Genomic DNA, 18,656 nt, shown 5'->3' with positions numbered 1-18,656 from the left:
CAGAGAAGGATGAATAACGTCACCCATTCTTCACGCGCATGCTTTGATCGTGTAGAAGGCAGGAATGAACAACATATATGCGCCATACGTATGAGCAGATCTGAATCAGGGTCGGACAGGCTGGAGCTTCTGCAGACCTTCGTGCGCATCGTCGAAGCCGGCAGTCTCTCTGCCGCAGCGGTGCAGATGAACACCACGCAACCCACGGTGAGCAGGCGTCTGCAGTGGCTCGAGCGGATGCTCGGCTTGCGGCTGTTGCAACGCTCCACCCATGCCATGAGGCTCACCGAGGACGGCGAACGCTGCTACGCCCATGCCAAGGCCTTGCTGGAAAACTGGGCGGCCGTCGAAGCCGATCTGCGCGGCGGCAAGGACGAGCCCCGCGGTCATCTGCGGGTCATCGCGCCGCACGCATTCGGTCAGGAGCTTCTGGTGGGCCCGTTGACGGCATTCATGAAGCAGCACCCGGAAGTCACGGTGCAATGGTTGCTGCACGACAGCCCGACGGACTTCATCGCGCAAGGCATCGACTGCGCCATTCGCGTGGGAGAGATCGAGGATGAAGCGCTGGTCGCGCTACAACTGGCCGAAGTACCGCGCATTCTGGTGGCAGCCCCGGAGCTTTGGGGTGGCGGCGAGCCGCCCCGTGCACCACGAGATCTGGAATCCCTGCCCTGGATCGCCCTGCCCCGACTCTACCGCAACGAACTGACGCTGCATGACGGCAACGGCGGCCGCGAACACGTGCGAATCACCCCGCGCCTGACCACCGACAGCCTCTATGCGGCACGCAGTGCAGCGCGGGCGGGCCTCGGCGCCGCACTGCTATCGAGCTGGATGGTGGTGGAGGATCTTGCCAGCGGCCGCCTGTGCCAGCTGGCCGAAGGTTGGGAAGCGCCCGCCCTGCCCGTGCACCTGGTGTATCCCTATGCCCGCTTCTACCCGGCACGCCTCAAGGCATTCGCCGCCTGCATGAGAGAGGCGATCCCGGGCATCGCCGGCATGCGCCCACCGAGCGGCCAGGCCTAGACGCCCAGCGGACTGGCCAGGCAGGCGTGTACCGCAGGGGTCAGAGGCTCATCACATCGAGGAAGCGCGGCGTGGCGCTGTCGTCGATTTTCAGGCTCTGGAAGTCGAACAGGTTGCGGTCGGCCAGCTGCGAGGGCACCACGTTCTGCAGGGCGCGGAACATGATTTCGGTGCGGCCCGGGCTCTTGCGCTCCCACTCGGTAAGCATTTCCTTGACCACCTGGCGCTGCAGATTTTCCTGCGAGCCACAGAGGTTGCACGGGATGATCGGGAACTCCTTGAGCTCGGAGTAGGCCTCGATGTCCTTCTCGTTGCAGTAGGCCAGCGGGCGGATCACCACGTTGCGGCCGTCGTCGGACAACAGCTTGGGCGGCATGGCCTTCAGCGTGCCGCCGTAGAACATGTTGAGGAAGAAGGTTTCCAGGATGTCGTCGCGGTGGTGACCGAGGGCCATCTTGGTCGCGCCGATCTCATCGGCGTAGGTATAAAGAGTGCCGCGGCGCAGGCGCGAACACAGCGAGCAGGTGGTCTTGCCTTCCGGGATCTTCTCCTTCACCACCGAGTAGGTGTCCTTCTCGATGATGTGGTACGGCACGCCGATGGATTCCAGGTAGGCCGGCAGCACGTGCTCGGGGAAGCCCGGCTGCTTCTGGTCCATGTTCACCGCGACGATCTCGAACTGGATCGGCGCGACCTTCTGCAGGTACAGCAGGATGTCGAGCATGGTGTAGCTGTCCTTGCCGCCGGACAGGCAGACCATCACCTTGTCGCCATCCTCGATCATGTTGAAGTCGGCGATGGCTTCGCCGGCCAGGCGGCGCAGGCGTTTCTGCAGTTTGTTCTGGTTGACCGAAAGGCTGCTGGACATGGTGCTGGGAAATCCGGGAGGGAGGCGAAAAGCTGGCTATTTTACGCACAAAGATCGTACAGGGCAGCCCGTGTTAGGCTCAGCCGATGAACAACGACCTCAACCCCGCCCTGGACCTGGCCGAGCAACTTCACGAACTGCTGCGCGCGGAGCCTGCCGGCATCAGCGAGTACCAGCTGATCCAGAGCCTCAAGGCCCGCCACTCGACGCACATACCCAACCTTGGCCTGGACGACAAGCTGGTGCTGTTCCGCACCCACTTCCTGCTGTTCAACGCCCTCTACCAGCTGCGCGAGCGGCTATGGCAAACACAGGCCGCGCACCTGGACATCAACCCGCTGTGCATACAGCTGCAACCCTGGCGCCCCGGCGACCTGGCACTGGCCGAGCACGATCCGCTGCGTGACTACTATCTCAATCTGCAACATCTACGCGACACCAACGAAGACGACGTGGAGAAGCTGCTGACCAGCTTCTGGACGCGCATGCAGGGCGGCGACGAGAAGCGCGCGGCCCTGGAACTCTTCGAGCTGGACGACGGGCAACCGCTCAAGCTCGCCACTATCAAGCAGCGCTATCGGCAGCTGGTGAGCCAGCACCACCCGGATCGCGGCGGCAGCACCAGCCGCCTGCAGTCGATCAACCTGGCGATGGAAATATTGCAGCGCTATTACGGCTGACCTGTAGAGAGCAATTCGCTCTAAAGCCACGACTCACGCGGGCTGCGGCCTTCTCCTATACTGCGGCATACGGTCGCAGTGATTCGGCCTGCACCCGGCACCGCTGAGCACGCGGGCCGAGCGCTACGCTCGGGGGCGATCGACAATAACAAGAGGAGGTGTCTGCATGATCCACCATGTTTGGGGGCTCTTCACCCATCCCGACCAAGAGTGGCAGGAAATCCGTGGCGAGGAAGAATCCATCAGCCACATGTACCTGACCCACGTCCTGATTCTCGCTGCTATCCCCGCACTCTGCGCCTACTTCGGCACCACCGAGGTGGGATGGCGCATCGGCGACGGCGCGGCGGTCAAACTCACCGCAACCAGCGCTTTGCAGATGACCATCATGTCCTACCTGGCGATGCTCGCCGGCGTGGCGGTGATGGGCGCCTTCATCCACTGGATGGCGCGTACCTACGACTCCAACCCAAGCCTCACCCAGTGCGTGGTATTCGCCGCCTACTGCGCCACTCCGCTGTTCGTCGGCGGTGTCGCGGCACTGTATCCGAGCCTGTGGCTGGGCATGTTCATCGGCACGGCGGCGATCTGCTACACGGTCTATCTGCTGTATGCCGGTATTCCAACCTTCATGAACATCCCTTCCGATGAAGGCTTCATGTTCTCCAGCTCGGTCCTGGCCGTAGGCCTGGTGGTGCTGGTGGCGATGATCGCTTGCTCGGTCATCCTCTGGGGGTTCGGCGTGGGCCCGGTCTACACCAACTAAAGCTATTGATTAGAAACCCCGGCCTGCCGCCACATGTAGCCGCCTTCGGGCGGCTTCGTGTTTTATCAGGGGCACCAGCCCGGCATAATCAGCCGATGCCCGAATCCCTCCACGCCCGCGTCGAAGCCTGCTACCAGCTGGCCGAAGACTTCTTCAAACGCCGCTTTCCCCGCCCCGAAGTCAGCTTCAAGCTTCGCGGGCAGAAGGCCGGTGTCGCCCATCTGCACGAGAACCTGCTGCGCTTCAATCCCAAGCTGTACGCGGAGAACCGCGAACACTTCCTCAAGCAGACGGTGGCCCACGAAGTCGCCCACCTGATCGCCCACCAGATGTTCGGCGGGCGCATCCAGCCCCATGGCGAGGAGTGGAAGCTGATCATGCGCGGCGTCTACGAGCTGCCACCGGAGCGCTGCCACACCTACGACGTGGGACGGCGCAAGAGCACCCGCTACCTCTACCTGTGCCAATGCCCGGATGGCGAGTTCCCCTTCTCCGGCCAGCGCCATCGCCTGGTCGCCCAGGGCCGCCGCTACTTCTGCCGGCGCTGCCGCGCGACCCTGGTATTCAGTGGCGAGCAGCGGGTGGAGTAGAGACGTAGGGACTGATGGTTCCTCATCTCACGCGGCTCCGCACTCTAGCCTTGCGAGGGGCGGAGAGCCCCTCACCCCTACCCCTCTCCCGCGGGGAGAGGGGTACACAGTCCGAGCTACCCCAGCGCCTTGCTCGCCTTGAGCACGGCAATCTGCTCTTCGTCGTAGCCCAGCTCGCGCAACACCTCGTCGTTGTGCGCGCCAACCGCCGCGCCGATATGGCGTGGCGGCTGCAGCCCTTGCGAGAAGCGGATCGGGCAGGCGATCTGGCGCTGCGCGGGCTTGCCCTCACGCGGCACTTCGGTAACCACGCCACGGGCCTTGAGCTGCGGATGCTCGACCGCCTCGGACAGCTTCAGCAGCGGTTCGACACAGGCATCCAGCGCGGCGAAGCGCTGCTGCCACTCGGCCAGGTCGTGCTTCTCGATCTCGATCTCGATCTCGCGCCTGAGTGCCGGCTGGTCCTTGGGTGACATGCCCAGCGCAGCCAGCTCCGGGCGATCGAGGGCGGCACAGAACTGCTGCATGAACTGTGGTTCCAGGCTGCCCACCGACAGCCAGCGACCGTCGCGGGTGCGGTAGTAGTCGTAGAAGCTGCCGCCGTTGAGGATCTGGTTCTGCATATCTGGCTCCACACCGCCGGCGAGGAAGCCGGCACCGGCCATGGCGTGCAGGCTGAAGGCGCAGTCGGTCATGCTGATGTCGACGTGCTGGCCCTGCCGCGTGCTGTGCCGGGCGATCACTGCGGCGAGCAGACCTATGACCCCGTGTAGCGAACCGCCGGCAATGTCCGCCACCTGCACGCCGAGCGGCAGCGGCCCGCTGTCGCGGCGCCCGGTGTAGCTGGCCAGGCCGCTCAGGGCCAGGTAGTTGAGGTCATGGCCGGCGCGGTCCTTGTATGGCCCGGTCTGGCCGTAGCCGGTGATGGACACATAGATCAGCCGTGGATTGATGGCTTTCAGCGCCTCGTAACCGAGGCCGAGCTTGTCCATCACCCCGGGACGGAACTGCTCCAGCACGATGTCGTACTCGGCCACCAGGCGCTTGACCACCTCCAGCGCCTCGGGCTGCTTCAAGTCGAGCGCCAGGCAGCGCTTGTTACGGTTGAGGTAGGCATGACTGGTGGACACGCCATCCACGTGCGGCGGCAGTACCCGCACCAGGTCCATGCGCGTGGGTGATTCGATGCGTAGCACTTCGGCGCCCATGTCCGCCAGCAGCAACGAGGCGAAGGGCCCTGGTAGCAGGGTGGAGAAGTCGAGGACTTTCAGCGCAGACAGCGGGCCTTTCATATTCAGCTTTCCCAATGCAGTGAGGTTTCGGCCGGCAGGCGGGCGACCAGCTCGGTATAGCGGGCCTCCAGCACATTGCGGCGGATTTTCATGGTCGGTGTCATGCAGCCGTTGTCCACGGTCCAGCTGTCCTGCACCAGCAGCAGGTGGCTCAGACGCTCGTGGGGCTGCAGCTCGGCATTCAGTTGCGCCAGGGTCGCCCGCAGGTCGGCGGCCACCCGCTCGCGTGGCTGGCTGCGGGCTGCCGGAGACAGCTCGATCAGCGCCAACGGCTGGTCACGGTTGCTGCCCATCAGGCAAACCTGCTCGACCCAGGTATTCTTGGCGATTTCGCCCTCGATGGGCGCCGGCGCCACGTATTTGCCCTTGCTGGTCTTGAAGATGTCCTTGACCCGTCCGGTGATGCGCAGGTAGCCGTCGACATCCACCTCGCCCTTGTCGCCGGTATGCAGCCAGCCGCCCTCCAGGGCCTGGGCGCTCAGTTGCGGCTCGCGGTAGTAGCCCTGCATCAGCGTCGGGCTGCGGAACAGTACCTCGCCGCTGTCCGCCAGGCGCATCTCGTTGAAAGGCATAGGCCGCCCGACCGTGCCGAAGCGCACCTGTCCAGGGCGGTTGAAACAGCCGTAGGCGAAGTTCTCGGTCATGCCGTAACCCTCGCAGAGGGTCAGGCCGATGCGCCGGTACCATTCCAGCAGCCCCGGTGAAATAGCCGCGGCTCCAGAAATCAGAATGCGCGCCCGGTCCAGCCCCAGGCCTCGACGAATCTTGCGGGCCAGCAAACGCCCGAGCAGCGGCAGCGGCAGCAGCCGGTCCAGACGCTGCTGTGGCAGGCGCTCCAGCACCCCCAGCTGGAAGCGCGTCCACAGCCGTGGCACCGAGAAGAAGATGGTCGGCCGCACGTGCCGCAGGTCGCTGGCGAAGGTCTCCAGCGACTCGACGAACGCCACGGGCGCGCCCGCATAGAGACTGCTCATCTGCACCAGGAAGCGCTCGGCGGCATGCGACAGCGGCAGGTAGGAGAAAAACTGGTCCCGCTGGTCGATCTTCATCTCGGCGCAGGTATTGACCGCTGCGAAGGCCATGGCCCGCGCCGACAGCATCGCCCCCTTGGACTGACCAGTGGTGCCGGAGGTATAGAGGATGCTCAATAGCTCATCGCCCTGTTGCCGATGCCCCGCTGGCAGAGGTTCGTGCGCGGCCAGCAGCTCGTGCCACTGGTGGTCGGCGCGCAGGGTCGGATAAGGCATGGCGATACGCACTACCTGGGGTCCGATGCCCGCCTCCAGTTTCTGCGGTTCATCCAGCTTGCCGAGGATGATCGCCTTGCAGTCGGCGTGCTCCAGCACATAGGCGATGCTCTCGGCACTCTGCAAGGGATAGAGCGGCACGCTGACCAGCCCGGCCAGCATGATCGCCAGGTCGCTGATGAACCATTCCGCGCAGTTCTTCGCCAGAATCGCCACGCGCTCGCCCGGTGCGCAACCCAAGGCCTGCAGCGCGCTGGCCAGGCGCCGAGCCTGGCCGTCGACCTGGCGCCAGGTGAAATCGTGCCATTGGCCGTTTACCGGCTGGCGCAGCCAGACACGCTCGGGACAGGTGTCCAGCCAGTGCTGGAAACGTTGTAGCGGCAGCTGTTCGGTCATGCAGGCATCCCTTCTTGTTGTTATCTGCCCTGCCGGGCTGCTTCAAGGTAGACCCGACCCGGCAAGCCCTCAATGACCCGAGCGCTCGGCGCGATTGACCCCAGCGCTCAGCAACAGCCTCAGACGAAGCCGCGCTCGCCGAGGTATTGCTGAAGGAAATCGATAAAAGCCTGCACCTTGCCGGTGGCCCGACGATGGCTGGGGTAGACCGCAAGAATGTCGGCACCGAAGGCATCCGGATCGATCCGGTAGTCGGCCATGAGGCGCACCAGGCGTCCCTGCTCCAGCAGCGTAGCGACGCTCCACTGCGGCGTGTGCAACACACCGAGACCCGCCACGGCGCACGCCAGCAGCAGGTCGTAGTTGTCGCTTTCCAGGCGCACCCGCCGCGGGTGCGGCAGGCGGATGCGCAGATTGTCGCGCTCCACCCACCAGCCCTCGCGTCCCAGCGCCGGGTGCGCATACATCAGCCACTCGTGCTCTTCGAGGCTCTGTGGCGTCAGCGGCTGCGGGTTGCGCGCCAGATACTCGGGGCTGGCGCAGAGGAAGATGCGGTTGTGCCCCACCACCCTGGCGATCAGCCCCGGCAGGTCGCTCGGTCCCTCGCGCAGGGCCAGGTCGTAACCGGCTTCGACCAGGTCGACGAAGTCGTCGCACAGGTCCACGCGCAGGCGCAGTTGCGGGTAGGTGGCGAGAAAACCGGCGCACACCTCGTCGAGGAAGGCGCGACCGAAGGCCAGCGGCGCGGTCAGGCGTAAGGTGCCGTGCAGGCCGTGCTGCAGCTGGTCGATCTCTTCACCGGCCTCATGCAGGCGCTGCAACACCTGGCGCGCGGTGTCCAGGTACAGGCGACCGACTTCGGTCAGCACGATGCGCCGGGTGCTGCGCTCGAAGAGCAGCGCGCCGAGCTCGCGCTCCAGGTGACCGACTGCCTTGGTCAGCGCCGACGGCGTCTTGCCCAGCAGTTCGGCGGCACGGCTAAAGCTGCCCTGTTCAGCCGCAGCGACGAACATCGCCAGGGCACCGAGCTTGTCCATGATTTTTTCCTTTTAGGCAAAAAGCTTGTGCGCGACAGCAGCATTCTGCCGCTGCCACGCTTTCGCTAGTCTCGCCGCAAGATCAATAAAAACAAGGGGGCATCATGAAAAGAGCACTATTGGCGAGCGCACTGGCTTTTTCCTCTATGGAAGCCATGGCCGCCGCAGATCTGGTCCTGTTCAACGGCCAGGTGTTCACCGCAGAAACCAACCAGCCAAACGCTCAGGCCGTAGCCGTGGAGAACGGCAAGATCCTTGAAGTGGGCAGCGACGCGCAGATCCTCGCCCTGGCCGATGCCGATACCCGCCGCGTCGACCTGGCCGGCAAGGTACTGATGCCGGGCATGATCGACACCCACAGCCACCCGGTGATGGGCGCCCTGGCCAGCCTGCGCGCCAACCTGTACGACGAGGTCAAGCCGCTGGCCGAGCTGGAAAGCTGGATAATCGAGCAGGATGAGGCGGGCACCGCGCGCCTGGGCGACATCATCGTCATCGACGGCGTCAGTTCGGCCTACTGGCAGGACAGCCGTGAGCTGGCCAAGCGCTTCGGCCAGGGCCGTTGGGCCAAGCAACCGCTGGTGTTGAGCGGCATCGACGGGCACACCGGCTGGGCCAACCGCGCCATGCTCGAACGGGTCGGTATCGACGCCGGGTTGATCAAGGGCCTGGACGCCAAGGAAGCCAGCTACATCGAGCATGAGCAGGACCTGACACCCACCGGTTACCTCAGCGAGAACGGCTGGGACCGGGTGCGCAGCCAACTGCCCAAACCTTCCGACGCGATGATGCTGCAGGCAGCCCGCGAGGCGGTGCGCATCAACCTGGAAGTCGGCGTCACCGCCTGGATGGATGCCGCGTCCAATGCCGGCGGCGAGCAATCGGTATTCGAGATGCGCCCGACCACCAAGGACCTGGGCGTACTGCCGCTGTATCGCCAACTGGCCGAGAACGGCGAGCTCAACGTGCATGTGGCCGCCCTGCTGCTGACCCACCCACAAAGCAAGCCGCAAGACCTCGCGGTGCAGGCCGATGTGATGCGCCAGTTCGCCGGCGTGCCCAATCTGACCTTTCCCGGTATCAAGGTATTTGTCGACGGCGTCCTCGAATACCCGGGCCAAACCGCCGCAGTGATCGACCCCTACAGCAACAGCCACAAGCAGGGTCAGCTGCTGATCGATCCCAAGGGCTTCGGCCCGCTGGTGGTGGCCGCCGAACAGCGCGGCTGGATCGTGCACATGCACGCCGTCGGTGACCGCGCCGTGCGCGAATCGCTCAACGCCGTGCAGTACGCCCGCCAGCAGAGCCCGGCGCTGGTGCCGCACAGCATCACTCACCTGCAACTGGTCAACCCCAAGGAGTTCCCGCGCTTCAAGCAGCTCGGCGTGATCGCCTCCATGCAGCTGCTGTGGGCCACCGCCGAGAGCTACACCGAGGAACTGGTCAAGCCCTACGTCAGCGCCTACGCCTACCGCTTCCAGTACCCGGCGCGCTCGCTGCACAAGGCCGGTGCCACCATCGCCGGGGCCAGCGACTGGCCGGTATCGAGCCCCAACCCGTGGAACGCCATCGCCCAGGCCAGCACGCGCAAGGGCCCGCTCGGTGTGCTCAACGCCGCCGAGAGCATCGACCGCGAAACCATGCTGCGCGCCTACACCATCAACGCCGCCAAGACCCTGCGCCTGGAGGATCGCATCGGCTCGCTGGCGCCGGGCAAGCAGGCGGACCTGATCGTGCTCGACCGCGATGTGTTCAAGGTCAGTGACGACGAGCTGTTCGAGACCCGCGTGCTGCAAACCTGGTTCGCCGGCAAACCGGTGTACCAGGCCGCCGACGCGCCCGCCATCGCTCAAACCGAGTAACCCCCTCCGCCACCGCTCCCGCCATCCGCCCGCGCGGCATGGCCGGAGCGGCTCGGCCCTGAATCCGCTGCCGACCAATAACCACAACGATAAGGCTCATCCATGCGCATCCATCGACACCTCACCCTGGCCATCGCAGCCGCCACCTGCAGCCTGCAGGCCAGTGCCATCGAACTGAACGAGCAGCTCGCCCTGAGCATCACCCCCGCCATTTACAGCGACTACCGCAACAGTGGCATCTCGCAGACCCTTGGCGACCCCGCCGCCCAGTTCGACCTGATGCTGAGCCATGCCAGCGGCCTGTACGCAGGTTTGTGGACCAGCAACGTCGAGTTCGGCTACGACTGGGAAAACGACGATGACTTCGGCACCCGCCAGGAGATCGACTACTACCTCGGCTACTACTGGCAGATCACCGACGCCATCAGCCTGGACGGTTACTACAACCGCTACACCTTCCCCGGAGAAAGCCAGTTCAATGGCAGCGACATCTACCTGACCCTGGATGCCTACGGCTTCTTCATCGGCGGCAAGCACTCCCACGACACCGACGAAACGGCCTTCAGCAAATACGCCGGCTACCGCACCCAACTGCCGCTGGAAATTAACCTGGAGCTGCGCTGGGAGAACGTCGACTACAAGGACGGGGTGTTCTTCAACGCCGACTTCAGTGACTCGCGCGAGGACTACGACAACTGGCAGGTTTCACTCAGCCGCGACCTGGCAGGAGTGACCTGGGGCGTGAGCTACGTCGACACCGACCTCTCGGACGCCGAGTGCCTGAGCTTCAGCGGTTATGAAGACCTGTGCGGCGCCGACCTGGTGTTCAGCGCCAGCAAGACTTTCTGACTGTCCCGACTCGGCCAACTGTATGGCCGATTTGAAAGTCATCTGCGGATTGCGCCGCCCGGGCGGCGGCGTAAGCTTGGCGCTCCTGCCGTGGAGCCTCCATGAAACCCGCCGACCTGTTCCGCCTGTTGCTGCTCGCTGCCATCTGGGGCGCCAGCTTCCTGTTCATGCGCATCGCCGTGCCGGTGCTGGGCAGCCTGCCCACCGCATTCTTCCGCGCCAGCCTCGGCGCCCTCGGCCTAGTGGCCCTTCTGCTAATGCTGCGCCCGGCCTGGGAGTTTCGCGGCAAGTTCAAGGCCTGCCTGGCGCTGGGCGCGATCAATGCCGGCCTGCCTTCGGTGATGTACTGCCTGGCCGCCCTGGTGCTGCCGGCCGGCTACTCGTCAATCTTCAACGCCACCACACCGCTGATGGGGGTGCTGATCGGCGCACTGTTCTTCAGCGAGGCGATGACGCCAAGCAAGGCCGCCGGCGTGGCCCTCGGCCTGTTCGGCGTGGCAGTGCTGACCCGCACCGGCCCGGTGGCTTTCGACCTGCCGCTGCTGCTCGGCGCCGCTGCCTGCCTGGTAGCGACCATCTGCTACGGCTTCGCCGGCTTCCTCACCCGCAGCTGGATCGGCCATCTGGGCCTGGACAACCGCCTGATCGCCTTCGCCAGCCTGGTCGGCGCCAGTTTGTTCCAGCTGCCGCTGCTGGCCGGCAGCCTGGCCTGGCAGATGCCGGCCAGTTGGGGCGGCCCCGAAGTCTGGCTGTCGCTGGCAGGCCTCGGCCTGGTCTGCACCGCCTTCGCCTACGTCCTGTACTTCCGCCTGCTGGCCGACATCGGCCCGATCAAGGCCTCCACCACCACCTTCCTGATCCCGCCATTTGGTGTGCTGTGGGGTGCCCTGCTGCTGGACGAGCCGCTGAGCTGGGCCTACCTGCCGGGCTGCCTGCTGATCGGCGTGGCCCTGTGGCTGGTGGTGCGACCGAGCGCACCGCGTGCAGAACCAGTCAAAGCCTAGGGTCAATTGCGCAACGAATACCCCCAACAGAGCCACCCGAGTCATCAAACTGCCAGTCAGTCGCTAACCGGTATGCTCTCAGACAGAGCCCGGCTGCACTGAACCCGACGATATCGACATACTCGATGCGTAAGAATCCATCGAGGCGACCGAACAGCTAAGCTGGTTGCACCATGGTCGAGGCGAGAGGCAGTGCAGTGAAACGGTTGATCGAAGCGACAGGTGCGCTGTGTCTCTCCTGGCTGATGCAGAGCGCTTGCGCCGATACCTTCGAGGTGGGCTTCTATGACTACCCGCCAATGATGATCGAGGACGGTAGAAGCGGCATCTACCAGGACATCTTCGATGAGGTGAGCCGGCTCACCGGCGACACCTTCAACGTGCAGTACTACCCCTACCCCCGCATCGGTCTGCTGTTCAACGAGGGGCAGCTGGATATTGAGCCCGGGGTCTATCCGGGTTGGGTGCAGAACCAGCCGAGGCCGGGCATTTTCTCAGTGCCGTTCGGCAAGGTGGTCGATGTGCTGGTCTTCACGCCCAACCGGCGCTTCCCGGTGAAACGCCCCGAGGACCTGCGCGGCAAGTCGGTCGGCATGGTGCGTGGCTACGCCTACCCCGAGCTGGCGCCGCTGATTGCCTCCGGCCAGCTCGACCGTCGCAATGCACTGAACGAGCAGCAACTGCTGGGCATGCTGGCCAGGTCGCGCTTCGACCAGATCATCGTCAACAAGGCCATCGCCCAGTACCACCTGCGCGACTCACAGGAATACGGCCAACTCGAAATCGGCGACGTGATCAGCTCATACGACGTGAGCATGCGCCTCCAGCCGAGGCACAAGGCCTGGCTGGACAGGTTGGACGCGGCGATCATCCAGCTCAAGCAGCAAGGCACCATCGACAAGATCTACGCCAGCTATGGCGTATACCTCTAGGCCGCCTCGACGCGCACCGGCACGCCATTGAGCGCCGCATTGCCGGACACCGCGTCGAGCTGACGCTCGTCGGTCAGGTCATTGGCGCTGGCGCCGGGCTGGGCGCTGGCGATGCCCATCTGCACGCCGGGGCGGGCGTGGCCCCAGCCATGCGGCAAGCTGACCACACTGGGCATCATCTCGTCGCTGGCCACCGCCTCGACCTCGATCATGCCGACTCGCGACTGCACCCGCACCCGCTGACCATCGGCCAAGCCGCGCCCGGCCATGTCGTCCGGGTGCATCAGCAGCTGATGACGCGGCTTGCCCTTCACCAGGCGCTGGTAGTTGTGCATCCAGGAGTTGTTGCTTCGCACATGGCGCCGGCCGATCAGCACCAGCTCGCCAGCGCTCGGCTGCGGCTCGGCGGCGAAGCGGGCCAGGTCGGCGACCAGCAGCTGTGGCGCGGCCTCGATGGCCTTCGAGTCGGTCTTCAGGCGCGCCGCCAGGTTCGGCCGCAGCGGCCCCAGGTCGATACCATGCGGCGCCTCGTGCAGCGCTGCCAGGCTGAGTTTGTGCTCCGACCGGTCGCCGTAGGGGCCGGCGCGCAGGCCCATGTCGATCATCTGCTGCGGTGCCATGGTCGGCTTAAGCTCGGTGCCGTTCTTCGCGGCAAAGGCCCTGGCCAGGCCGACGAAGATTTCCCAGTCGTCCAGCGCACCCTCGGGCTTGGCCAGTACCGGCTGGTTGAAGCGGGTGACGTTGCGCACGGCGAACACGTTGAAGGTGGTGTCGTAGTGATCATGCTCCAGCGGCGCGGTCGGCGGCAGGATCAGGTCGGCGTGGCGGGTGGTCTCGTTGATGTACAGATCGACCGACACCATGAACTCCAGACCGTCCAGGGCACGCTCCAGCTGTCCGCCGTTGGGCGTGGACAGCACCGGGTTACCGGCCACGCTGATCAGCGCCTTGATCTGGCCTTCGCCGGGCGTGAGCATTTCCTCGGCCAGGGCCGCCACCGGTAGCTCGCCGCCGTACTCCGGTAGGCCGGACACGCGGCTCTGCCAGACGTTGAAGTGACCGCCGGAGGTGTTCGCCACCAGGTCCACGGCCGGGCTGGTGCACAGCGTGCCGCCGACCCGGTCGAGGTTGCCGGTCACCAGGTTGATCAGCTGGATCAGCCAGTGGCACAGGCTGCCGTAGGCCTGGGTGGACACGCCCATGCGCCCGTAACAGACCGCCGACTCGGCCGCGGCGAAGTCTCGGGCCAGCTGACGGATCTCGGCCGCCGCAACGCCGCAACGCGCAGCCATGCTTTCGGCGGTAAATGACGCGATGGCCTGCTTGACCTGCTCCATGCCATTGACCGGCAGCGGACTCTCGCGGGTCAGCCCCTCGTCGAACAGGGTGTTGAGCAGCCCCAGCAGCAGCGCCGCGTCGTTGCCCGGGCGCACGAACAGGTGCTGATCCGCCATTGCCGCGGTTTCGCTGCGCCGTGGGTCGACCACCACCAGCTTGCCACCGCGCGCCTTGAGCGCCTTGAGGCGCTTTTCCACGTCCGGCACGGTCATGATGCTGCCGTTGGAGGCCAGCGGGTTGCCGCCGAGAATCAGCATGAACTGGGTGTGATCGATGTCCGGAATCGGCAACAGCAGGCCGTGGCCGTACATCAGGTAGCTGGTCAGGTGATGCGGCAGCTGGTCCACCGAGGTGGCGGAGAAACGGTTACGCGTCTTCAGCTGGCCAAGAAAGTAGTTGCTGTGGGTCATCAGCCCGTAGTTGTGCACGCTGGGGTTGCCCTGGTACACGGCCACGGCATTCTTGCCATGCTCGGCCTGGATCGCACTCAGGCGCTCGGCAACCAGCTCGAAAGCCTCGTCCCAGCCGATCGGCTGCCACTGGCCATCGACCTTGCGCACGGGCTGGCGCAGGCGGTCCGGGTCGTTCTGGATATCTTGCAGGGCCACGGCCTTGGGGCAGATATGGCCACGGCTGAAACTGTCCTGGGCATCGCCCTTGATCGACAGGATCTGGCGGCTGCCGTCCTCATGGTCCTGGGTTTCGATGGTCAGGCCGCAAATGGCCTCACACAGGTGACAGGCACGGTGGTGGAGGGTCTTGGTCATGGCCTAGCCTCTTTGTTCTCGTCCGAGACGACCGGTCAGGTCGCGATGGCAAGACTATGGAGGCTGGAGGGAGGGTTGGCCAGGGGCCTTCATTTCATGAATCGGCGGGCATCATGCCCGCCGATTCAGACACAACCAAAAGCAACACAACGAACCGAACCCGAAGGCACGGCCCAGTGAGGCTTAGCGGATTGCGGTAACGGTGCCTTTGTTGCCGGTCACTTTGACAGTGACGGCTTTGTACACCATGTAATCCTGCACGCTGACTTCATAGCGCGGCGCGACGATCAGGTCGGCACCGGAGGTTTTCACCGCTTTGAAGGCTGCTGCGGATTTGGCGGCTGCTACCGGGTCCAGGCCCAGAGCGAAACCACCTTCGCCACCACCATAGGTCACGCCGTCGGCGTACTGGGTATCACCACCCAGTTTGAACATACCGAACAGGATGTTCACCGAAGACTCGCCGCTGATGGACTCGCCCACTTTTACGTCTGCTTTCAGGTTGGTTTGAACTTCACCGTTCAGCGGGGCGCTCGGCTGGCTGTAGTTCTGGCTGGCACAGCCAGTCAGCAGGGCCAGAGCGGAAAAAGCGGCGGCATAGGCTACGTGTTTCATGCAAGACTCCTTTGCATAGAAGATCCATAACGCCCCGTTGCGGGACATCGAGGGGTGCCTTTCAAGGCGGGGCGCATGGTAGGAGCGCCGCTCTGGGACGGGCAAGCCAGCGTTTCACTTTTGTGACATCCGCCACAGCTGGAGAAATTTCTCCTGAAACTTTTCGTCGCAGCCCAGATCCGGGGCAATTTGCTCCGGCGCGTCGTTTCCTTATAAGATCGCGCCCTTCCCCTTTGTCGCACCCGCGCGGCCCCAGCCGTTGTGTGGGCTGCTTTTCCCCGGAAAAACCGGACCGCGACAGCTGTTGAATTAAAGGTAGTGAATGATGAGCGCCAGACACTTTCTCTCGTTGATGGACTGCAGCCCCCAGGAACTGGGCGGGCTGATCCGTCGAGCCATCGAGCTGAAAGACCTGCGCCGCCGTGGCGTGCTGTTCGAGCCGCTGAAGAACCGCGTTCTGGGCATGATCTTCGAGAAAGCCTCGACCCGTACCCGCCTGTCCTTCGAGGCCGGCATGATCCAGCTCGGCGGCCAGGCCATCTTCCTCTCGCCGCGCGACACCCAGCTGGGCCGTGGCGAGCCGATCGGCGACACCGCCATCGTCATGTCCAGCATGCTCGACGCGGTGATGATCCGTACCTTCGCCCACAGCACCCTCACCGACTTTGCCGCCAACTCCAGCGTGCCGGTGATCAACGGCCTGTCCGACGATCTGCACCCGTGCCAGCTGCTGGCCGACATGCAGACCTATCAGGAAGCGCGCGGCAGCATTGCCGGCAAGACCGTGGCCTGGATCGGCGACGGCAACAACATGTGCAACTCCTATCTGGAAGCCGCCGTGCAGTTCGACTTCCAGCTGCGCATCGCCTGCCCCGAGGGTTACGAGCCCAAGGCCGAGTTCCTCGCCGCCGCCGGTGATCGCGCGAAGATCGTGCGCGACCCGAAGGAAGCCGTTGCCGGCGCCCACCTGGTCAGCACCGACGTGTGGACCTCCATGGGCCAGGAAGAAGAGAACGCCAAGCGCCTGGCCGTGTTCGCCCCTTACCAGGTCAACCGCGCCCTGCTCGATGCCGCCGATCCCGAGGTGATCTTCCTGCATTGCCTGCCCGCCCACCGCGGCGAGGAAATCAGCCAGGATCTGCTGGACGATCCGCGTTCGCTGGCCTGGCAGCAGGCCGAAAACCGCCTGCATGCACAGAAGGCCCTGCTGGAGATGCTGGTCGAGCCGGCCTATCACGCATGAGTCAGGTGCTGCTGTCGCTGCGTGAGCTGGCGTGCGGCTACCAGCAGCACCGTGTGGTGCAGACGCTCAACCTGCACCTCAACGCCGGTGACATCGGCTGCCTGCTCGGCCCTTCCGGCTGCGGCAAGACCACCACCCTGCGTGCCATCGCCGGTTTCGAGCCGGTGCAGGAAGGCGAGATCGAACTGGGCGGCGAAGTCATCTCCCGCGCCGGCTTCACCCTGGCCCCGGAGAAGCGCCGCATCGGCATGGTGTTCCAGGACTACGCCCTGTTCCCCCACCTCAATGTGGCCGACAACGTCGCCTTCGGCATTCGCAAGCATCCCCAACGCGAGCACATCACTGCCGAGCTGCTGGAACTGGTCAAGCTGAACCACCTGGGCCAGCGCTTCCCCCACGAGCTGTCCGGCGGCCAACAGCAACGCGTGGCCCTGGCCCGCGCCCTGGCGCCACAGCCGCAGCTGCTGCTGCTCGACGAGCCCTTCTCCAACCTCGATGGCGAACTGCGCCGTAGGCTCAGCCATGAGGTACGCGACATCCTCAAGGCCCGTGGCACCAGCGCCATCCTGGTCACCCACGACCAGGAAGAAGCCTTCGCCGTCAGTGACCATGTCGGCGTATTCCACGAGGGCCGCCTGCAGCAGTGGGACACGCCCTTCAACCTGTACCACGAGCCACTGACGCCCTTCGTCGCCAGCTTCGTCGGCCAGGGCTATTTCATTCGCGGCCAGCTGCTCAGCCCGGACACGGTGCAGACCGAGCTGGGCGTGATCCGCGGCAACCGCGCCTACACCTGGGCAGCAGGAAGCTCGGTGGACGTGCTGCTGCGCCCGGACGACATAGTGCCGGCGCCGGACAGCGAGCTACGGGCGCAGATCGTCGGCAAGACCTTCCTCGGCGCCGCCACCCTGTACCGCCTGCAACTGCCCACCGGCAGCCAGCTGGAAGCGCTGTTCCCCAGCCACGCCGACCATCTGCCCGGCCAACAGGTTGGCATCCGCGTCGCCGCCGACCACCTGGTGGTCTTCCCCGCCCCAGGCAGCGTGGCCGCCCAGGTCAACCTGGGCGACTCGGGCGTGCGTCGCTACAGCAGCAACTGAGAGCGCGCCGCTGCCTCCCCCACAGAGAACCTCAGCAGCACCGATCGTGCCCCTCTCCCGCCGGCAGAGGGAAAATCGCCCACTCAGATAAACAGCTTGCCGCTGGCCACCAACACCGCCTGGCCGGCAATCTTCACCCGCTCGCCTTCCAGTCGGCAGTGCAGTTCGCCACCACGCGCCGAACACTGGAAGGCACTCAACTCGGTCTTGCCCAGGCGCTCGGCCCAGTAAGGCGTGAGGATGCAATGGGCAGAGCCGGTCACCGGGTCTTCGTCGATGCCGATACCCGGGGCGAAGTAACGCGAAACGAAGTCGTGCCGCTCGCCTCGCGCCGTGACGATCACGCCCAGTCCAGGCAAACCCGCCAGCGCCTTCAGATCCGGTGCACAGGCGCGCACCGCCTGCTCGGACTCCAGTTCAACCAGCAGCTCCTTGCCACCCTGCAGATTCATCACGCGCTGCCCGACAATAGGCTCGACCTCGCCCGCCAGATCGACGGACTCCAGGTACTGCGCGGGAAAATCCAGCACCAGCCGTTCGCCTTCACGGCTCACCGCCAGCGCCCCGGATTTGCACAGCAGATCCAGGCGCTCGCCGGGCTCGTCATACACCTCGAACAGCACGTGGGCGCTGGCCAGGGTGGCGTGGCCGCACAGCGGCACCTCGCAGGCCGGGGTGAACCAGCGGATGCGCCAGCTCGCGCCCTCGCGCACCACAAAGGCGGTTTCGGCCAGGTTGTGTTCGGCGGCGATGCGCTGCATCAGGGCGTCGTCGAGCCAGCTGTCGAGGCGGTAGATCATGGCCGGATTGCCGGCGAACGGACGGTCACTGAAGGCGTCCACCTGATGAAAATCGAGTTGCATGAATGGCTCCTGCCTGGCGGGGATCAGGCGCCCAGCATGCCCGCAACCCTGCCCGCATGCCCAGTACAGTCTTGCGCCAAGGCAACGCTACAGCTGCACTGTATCAAGGCGTAACGAGCTAGCTCGGTGCAAAGCCAAATCGCGAAAGGTTCTTAAACCTTCACTAATTCTTAACAAA

16 protein-coding genes and 1 pseudogene are annotated in these 18,656 nt (G+C 64.9%); 10 read left to right on the top strand and 7 right to left on the bottom strand.

Annotated features, from left to right (window positions below; translation table 11 throughout):
• The first annotated feature begins 141 nt into the window (after positions 1 to 141).
• Positions 142 to 1,029, top strand: coding sequence for a LysR family transcriptional regulator (locus AYB31_RS16945; RefSeq protein WP_236715574.1), 888 nt, complete (start codon positions 142 to 144; stop codon positions 1,027 to 1,029).
• Between the two features lie 40 nt (positions 1,030 to 1,069).
• Here the strand turns inward: AYB31_RS16945 and ttcA are convergent, their stop codons facing one another.
• On the bottom strand, positions 1,070 to 1,897 hold the full coding sequence (gene ttcA / locus AYB31_RS16940) for a tRNA 2-thiocytidine(32) synthetase TtcA (RefSeq protein WP_068829887.1): 828 nt from the start codon (positions 1,895 to 1,897) through the stop codon (positions 1,070 to 1,072).
• Between the two features lie 86 nt (positions 1,898 to 1,983).
• Between ttcA and AYB31_RS16935 the strand changes: the two genes are divergently transcribed.
• The 3 genes and pseudogenes from AYB31_RS16935 to AYB31_RS16925 all read left to right on the top strand — a co-directional run.
• Positions 1,984 to 2,577: a DNA-J related domain-containing protein gene (locus AYB31_RS16935; RefSeq protein WP_068829886.1), complete on the top strand. Its 594-nt coding sequence runs from the start codon at positions 1,984 to 1,986 to the stop codon at positions 2,575 to 2,577.
• A 166-nt stretch (positions 2,578 to 2,743) separates the two neighbouring features.
• Positions 2,744 to 3,343 (top strand): Yip1 family protein, encoded by a 600-nt coding sequence (locus tag AYB31_RS16930; RefSeq protein ID WP_068829885.1) that lies wholly within the window; start codon positions 2,744 to 2,746, stop codon positions 3,341 to 3,343.
• Positions 3,344 to 3,429: 86 nt separating this feature from the next.
• Positions 3,430 to 3,933, top strand: a pseudogene (locus AYB31_RS16925) (SprT family zinc-dependent metalloprotease); the annotation flags it as partial.
• A 116-nt stretch (positions 3,934 to 4,049) separates the two neighbouring features.
• Here AYB31_RS16925 and AYB31_RS16920 read toward each other — a convergent pair.
• From AYB31_RS16920 to AYB31_RS16910, 3 genes are all read right to left on the bottom strand, one after another.
• Positions 4,050 to 5,225: a CaiB/BaiF CoA transferase family protein gene (locus tag AYB31_RS16920; protein WP_068829883.1), complete on the bottom strand. Its 1,176-nt coding sequence runs from the start codon at positions 5,223 to 5,225 to the stop codon at positions 4,050 to 4,052.
• A 2-nt stretch (positions 5,226 to 5,227) separates the two neighbouring features.
• Positions 5,228 to 6,868, bottom strand: coding sequence for an AMP-binding protein (locus AYB31_RS16915; RefSeq protein ID WP_068829882.1), 1,641 nt, complete (start codon positions 6,866 to 6,868; stop codon positions 5,228 to 5,230).
• 119 nt (positions 6,869 to 6,987) lie between these two features.
• Entirely contained in the window at positions 6,988 to 7,905 is a 918-nt protein-coding gene (locus tag AYB31_RS16910) for a LysR family transcriptional regulator (RefSeq protein WP_068829881.1), read from the bottom strand.
• 104 nt (positions 7,906 to 8,009) lie between these two features.
• On the opposite strand from AYB31_RS16910, the gene AYB31_RS16905 reads away from it, so the two are divergent.
• From AYB31_RS16905 to AYB31_RS16890, 4 genes are all read left to right on the top strand, one after another.
• Positions 8,010 to 9,767, top strand: a complete 1,758-nt coding sequence (locus AYB31_RS16905) for an amidohydrolase (protein WP_068829880.1) — start codon at positions 8,010 to 8,012, stop codon at positions 9,765 to 9,767.
• Positions 9,768 to 9,869: 102 nt separating this feature from the next.
• Positions 9,870 to 10,616, top strand: coding sequence for a TorF family putative porin (locus AYB31_RS16900; RefSeq protein ID WP_068829879.1), 747 nt, complete (start codon positions 9,870 to 9,872; stop codon positions 10,614 to 10,616).
• 101 nt (positions 10,617 to 10,717) lie between these two features.
• Positions 10,718 to 11,620, top strand: a complete 903-nt coding sequence (locus AYB31_RS16895; protein WP_068829878.1) for a DMT family transporter — start codon at positions 10,718 to 10,720, stop codon at positions 11,618 to 11,620.
• Positions 11,621 to 11,817: 197 nt separating this feature from the next.
• Positions 11,818 to 12,552, top strand: a complete 735-nt coding sequence (locus tag AYB31_RS16890; RefSeq protein ID WP_161489388.1) for a substrate-binding periplasmic protein — start codon at positions 11,818 to 11,820, stop codon at positions 12,550 to 12,552.
• On the opposite strand, the gene AYB31_RS16885 is transcribed toward AYB31_RS16890, so the two are convergent.
• Both AYB31_RS16885 and AYB31_RS16880 read right to left on the bottom strand, forming a co-directional pair.
• Entirely contained in the window at positions 12,549 to 14,657 is a 2,109-nt protein-coding gene (locus AYB31_RS16885) for a molybdopterin oxidoreductase family protein (protein ID WP_068829876.1), read from the bottom strand. The two genes, AYB31_RS16890 and AYB31_RS16885, sit on opposite strands and share 4 nt — an antisense overlap.
• Positions 14,658 to 14,840: 183 nt before the next feature.
• A complete protein-coding gene (locus tag AYB31_RS16880; RefSeq protein WP_068829875.1) occupies positions 14,841 to 15,272 on the bottom strand; it encodes a hypothetical protein in 432 nt (143 codons plus the stop codon).
• Between the two features lie 325 nt (positions 15,273 to 15,597).
• Here AYB31_RS16880 and argF point away from each other — a divergent pair, with 325 nt between their 5' ends.
• Both argF and AYB31_RS16870 read left to right on the top strand, forming a co-directional pair.
• The gene (gene argF / locus AYB31_RS16875; protein WP_068829874.1) at positions 15,598 to 16,515 is read left to right on the top strand and encodes an ornithine carbamoyltransferase; all 918 of its coding nucleotides are present in this window, start codon (positions 15,598 to 15,600) and stop codon (positions 16,513 to 16,515) included.
• A complete protein-coding gene (locus tag AYB31_RS16870; protein ID WP_068829873.1) occupies positions 16,512 to 17,615 on the top strand; it encodes an ABC transporter ATP-binding protein in 1,104 nt (367 codons plus the stop codon). The genes argF and AYB31_RS16870 overlap by 4 nt, the downstream gene beginning before the upstream one ends.
• Before the next feature lie 83 nt (positions 17,616 to 17,698).
• On the opposite strand, the gene AYB31_RS16865 is transcribed toward AYB31_RS16870, so the two are convergent.
• Positions 17,699 to 18,478 (bottom strand): PhzF family phenazine biosynthesis protein, encoded by a 780-nt coding sequence (locus AYB31_RS16865; RefSeq protein ID WP_068829872.1) that lies wholly within the window; start codon positions 18,476 to 18,478, stop codon positions 17,699 to 17,701.
• Positions 18,479 to 18,656 lie beyond the last annotated feature (178 nt).

The organism is Pseudomonas sp. BMS12, from assembly GCF_001592875.1.
Classification (GTDB): domain Bacteria; phylum Pseudomonadota; class Gammaproteobacteria; order Pseudomonadales; family Pseudomonadaceae; genus Aquipseudomonas.
Note: the sequence above shows the minus strand (reverse complement) of the source record. Positions and strands in the feature narration are given on the sequence as shown.

Excerpts from the sequence above, each read along its gene's own strand:
- ttcA (WP_068829887.1), bottom strand. The coding sequence starts at position 1,897 with ATGTCCAGCAGCCTTTCGGTCAACCAGAACAAACTGCAGAAACGCCTG.
- AYB31_RS16935 (WP_068829886.1), top strand. The coding sequence starts at position 1,984 with ATGAACAACGACCTCAACCCCGCCCTGGACCTGGCCGAGCAACTTCAC.
- AYB31_RS16930 (WP_068829885.1), top strand. The coding sequence starts at position 2,744 with ATGATCCACCATGTTTGGGGGCTCTTCACCCATCCCGACCAAGAGTGG.
- AYB31_RS16920 (WP_068829883.1), bottom strand. The coding sequence starts at position 5,225 with ATGAAAGGCCCGCTGTCTGCGCTGAAAGTCCTCGACTTCTCCACCCTG.
- AYB31_RS16915 (WP_068829882.1), bottom strand. The coding sequence starts at position 6,868 with ATGACCGAACAGCTGCCGCTACAACGTTTCCAGCACTGGCTGGACACC.
- AYB31_RS16910 (WP_068829881.1), bottom strand. The coding sequence starts at position 7,905 with ATGGACAAGCTCGGTGCCCTGGCGATGTTCGTCGCTGCGGCTGAACAG.
- AYB31_RS16905 (WP_068829880.1), top strand. The coding sequence starts at position 8,010 with ATGAAAAGAGCACTATTGGCGAGCGCACTGGCTTTTTCCTCTATGGAA.
- AYB31_RS16900 (WP_068829879.1), top strand. The coding sequence starts at position 9,870 with ATGCGCATCCATCGACACCTCACCCTGGCCATCGCAGCCGCCACCTGC.
- AYB31_RS16895 (WP_068829878.1), top strand. The coding sequence starts at position 10,718 with ATGAAACCCGCCGACCTGTTCCGCCTGTTGCTGCTCGCTGCCATCTGG.
- AYB31_RS16885 (WP_068829876.1), bottom strand. The coding sequence starts at position 14,657 with ATGACCAAGACCCTCCACCACCGTGCCTGTCACCTGTGTGAGGCCATT.
- AYB31_RS16880 (WP_068829875.1), bottom strand. The coding sequence starts at position 15,272 with ATGAAACACGTAGCCTATGCCGCCGCTTTTTCCGCTCTGGCCCTGCTG.
- argF (WP_068829874.1), top strand. The coding sequence starts at position 15,598 with ATGAGCGCCAGACACTTTCTCTCGTTGATGGACTGCAGCCCCCAGGAA.
- AYB31_RS16870 (WP_068829873.1), top strand. The coding sequence starts at position 16,512 with ATGAGTCAGGTGCTGCTGTCGCTGCGTGAGCTGGCGTGCGGCTACCAG.
- AYB31_RS16865 (WP_068829872.1), bottom strand. The coding sequence starts at position 18,478 with ATGCAACTCGATTTTCATCAGGTGGACGCCTTCAGTGACCGTCCGTTC.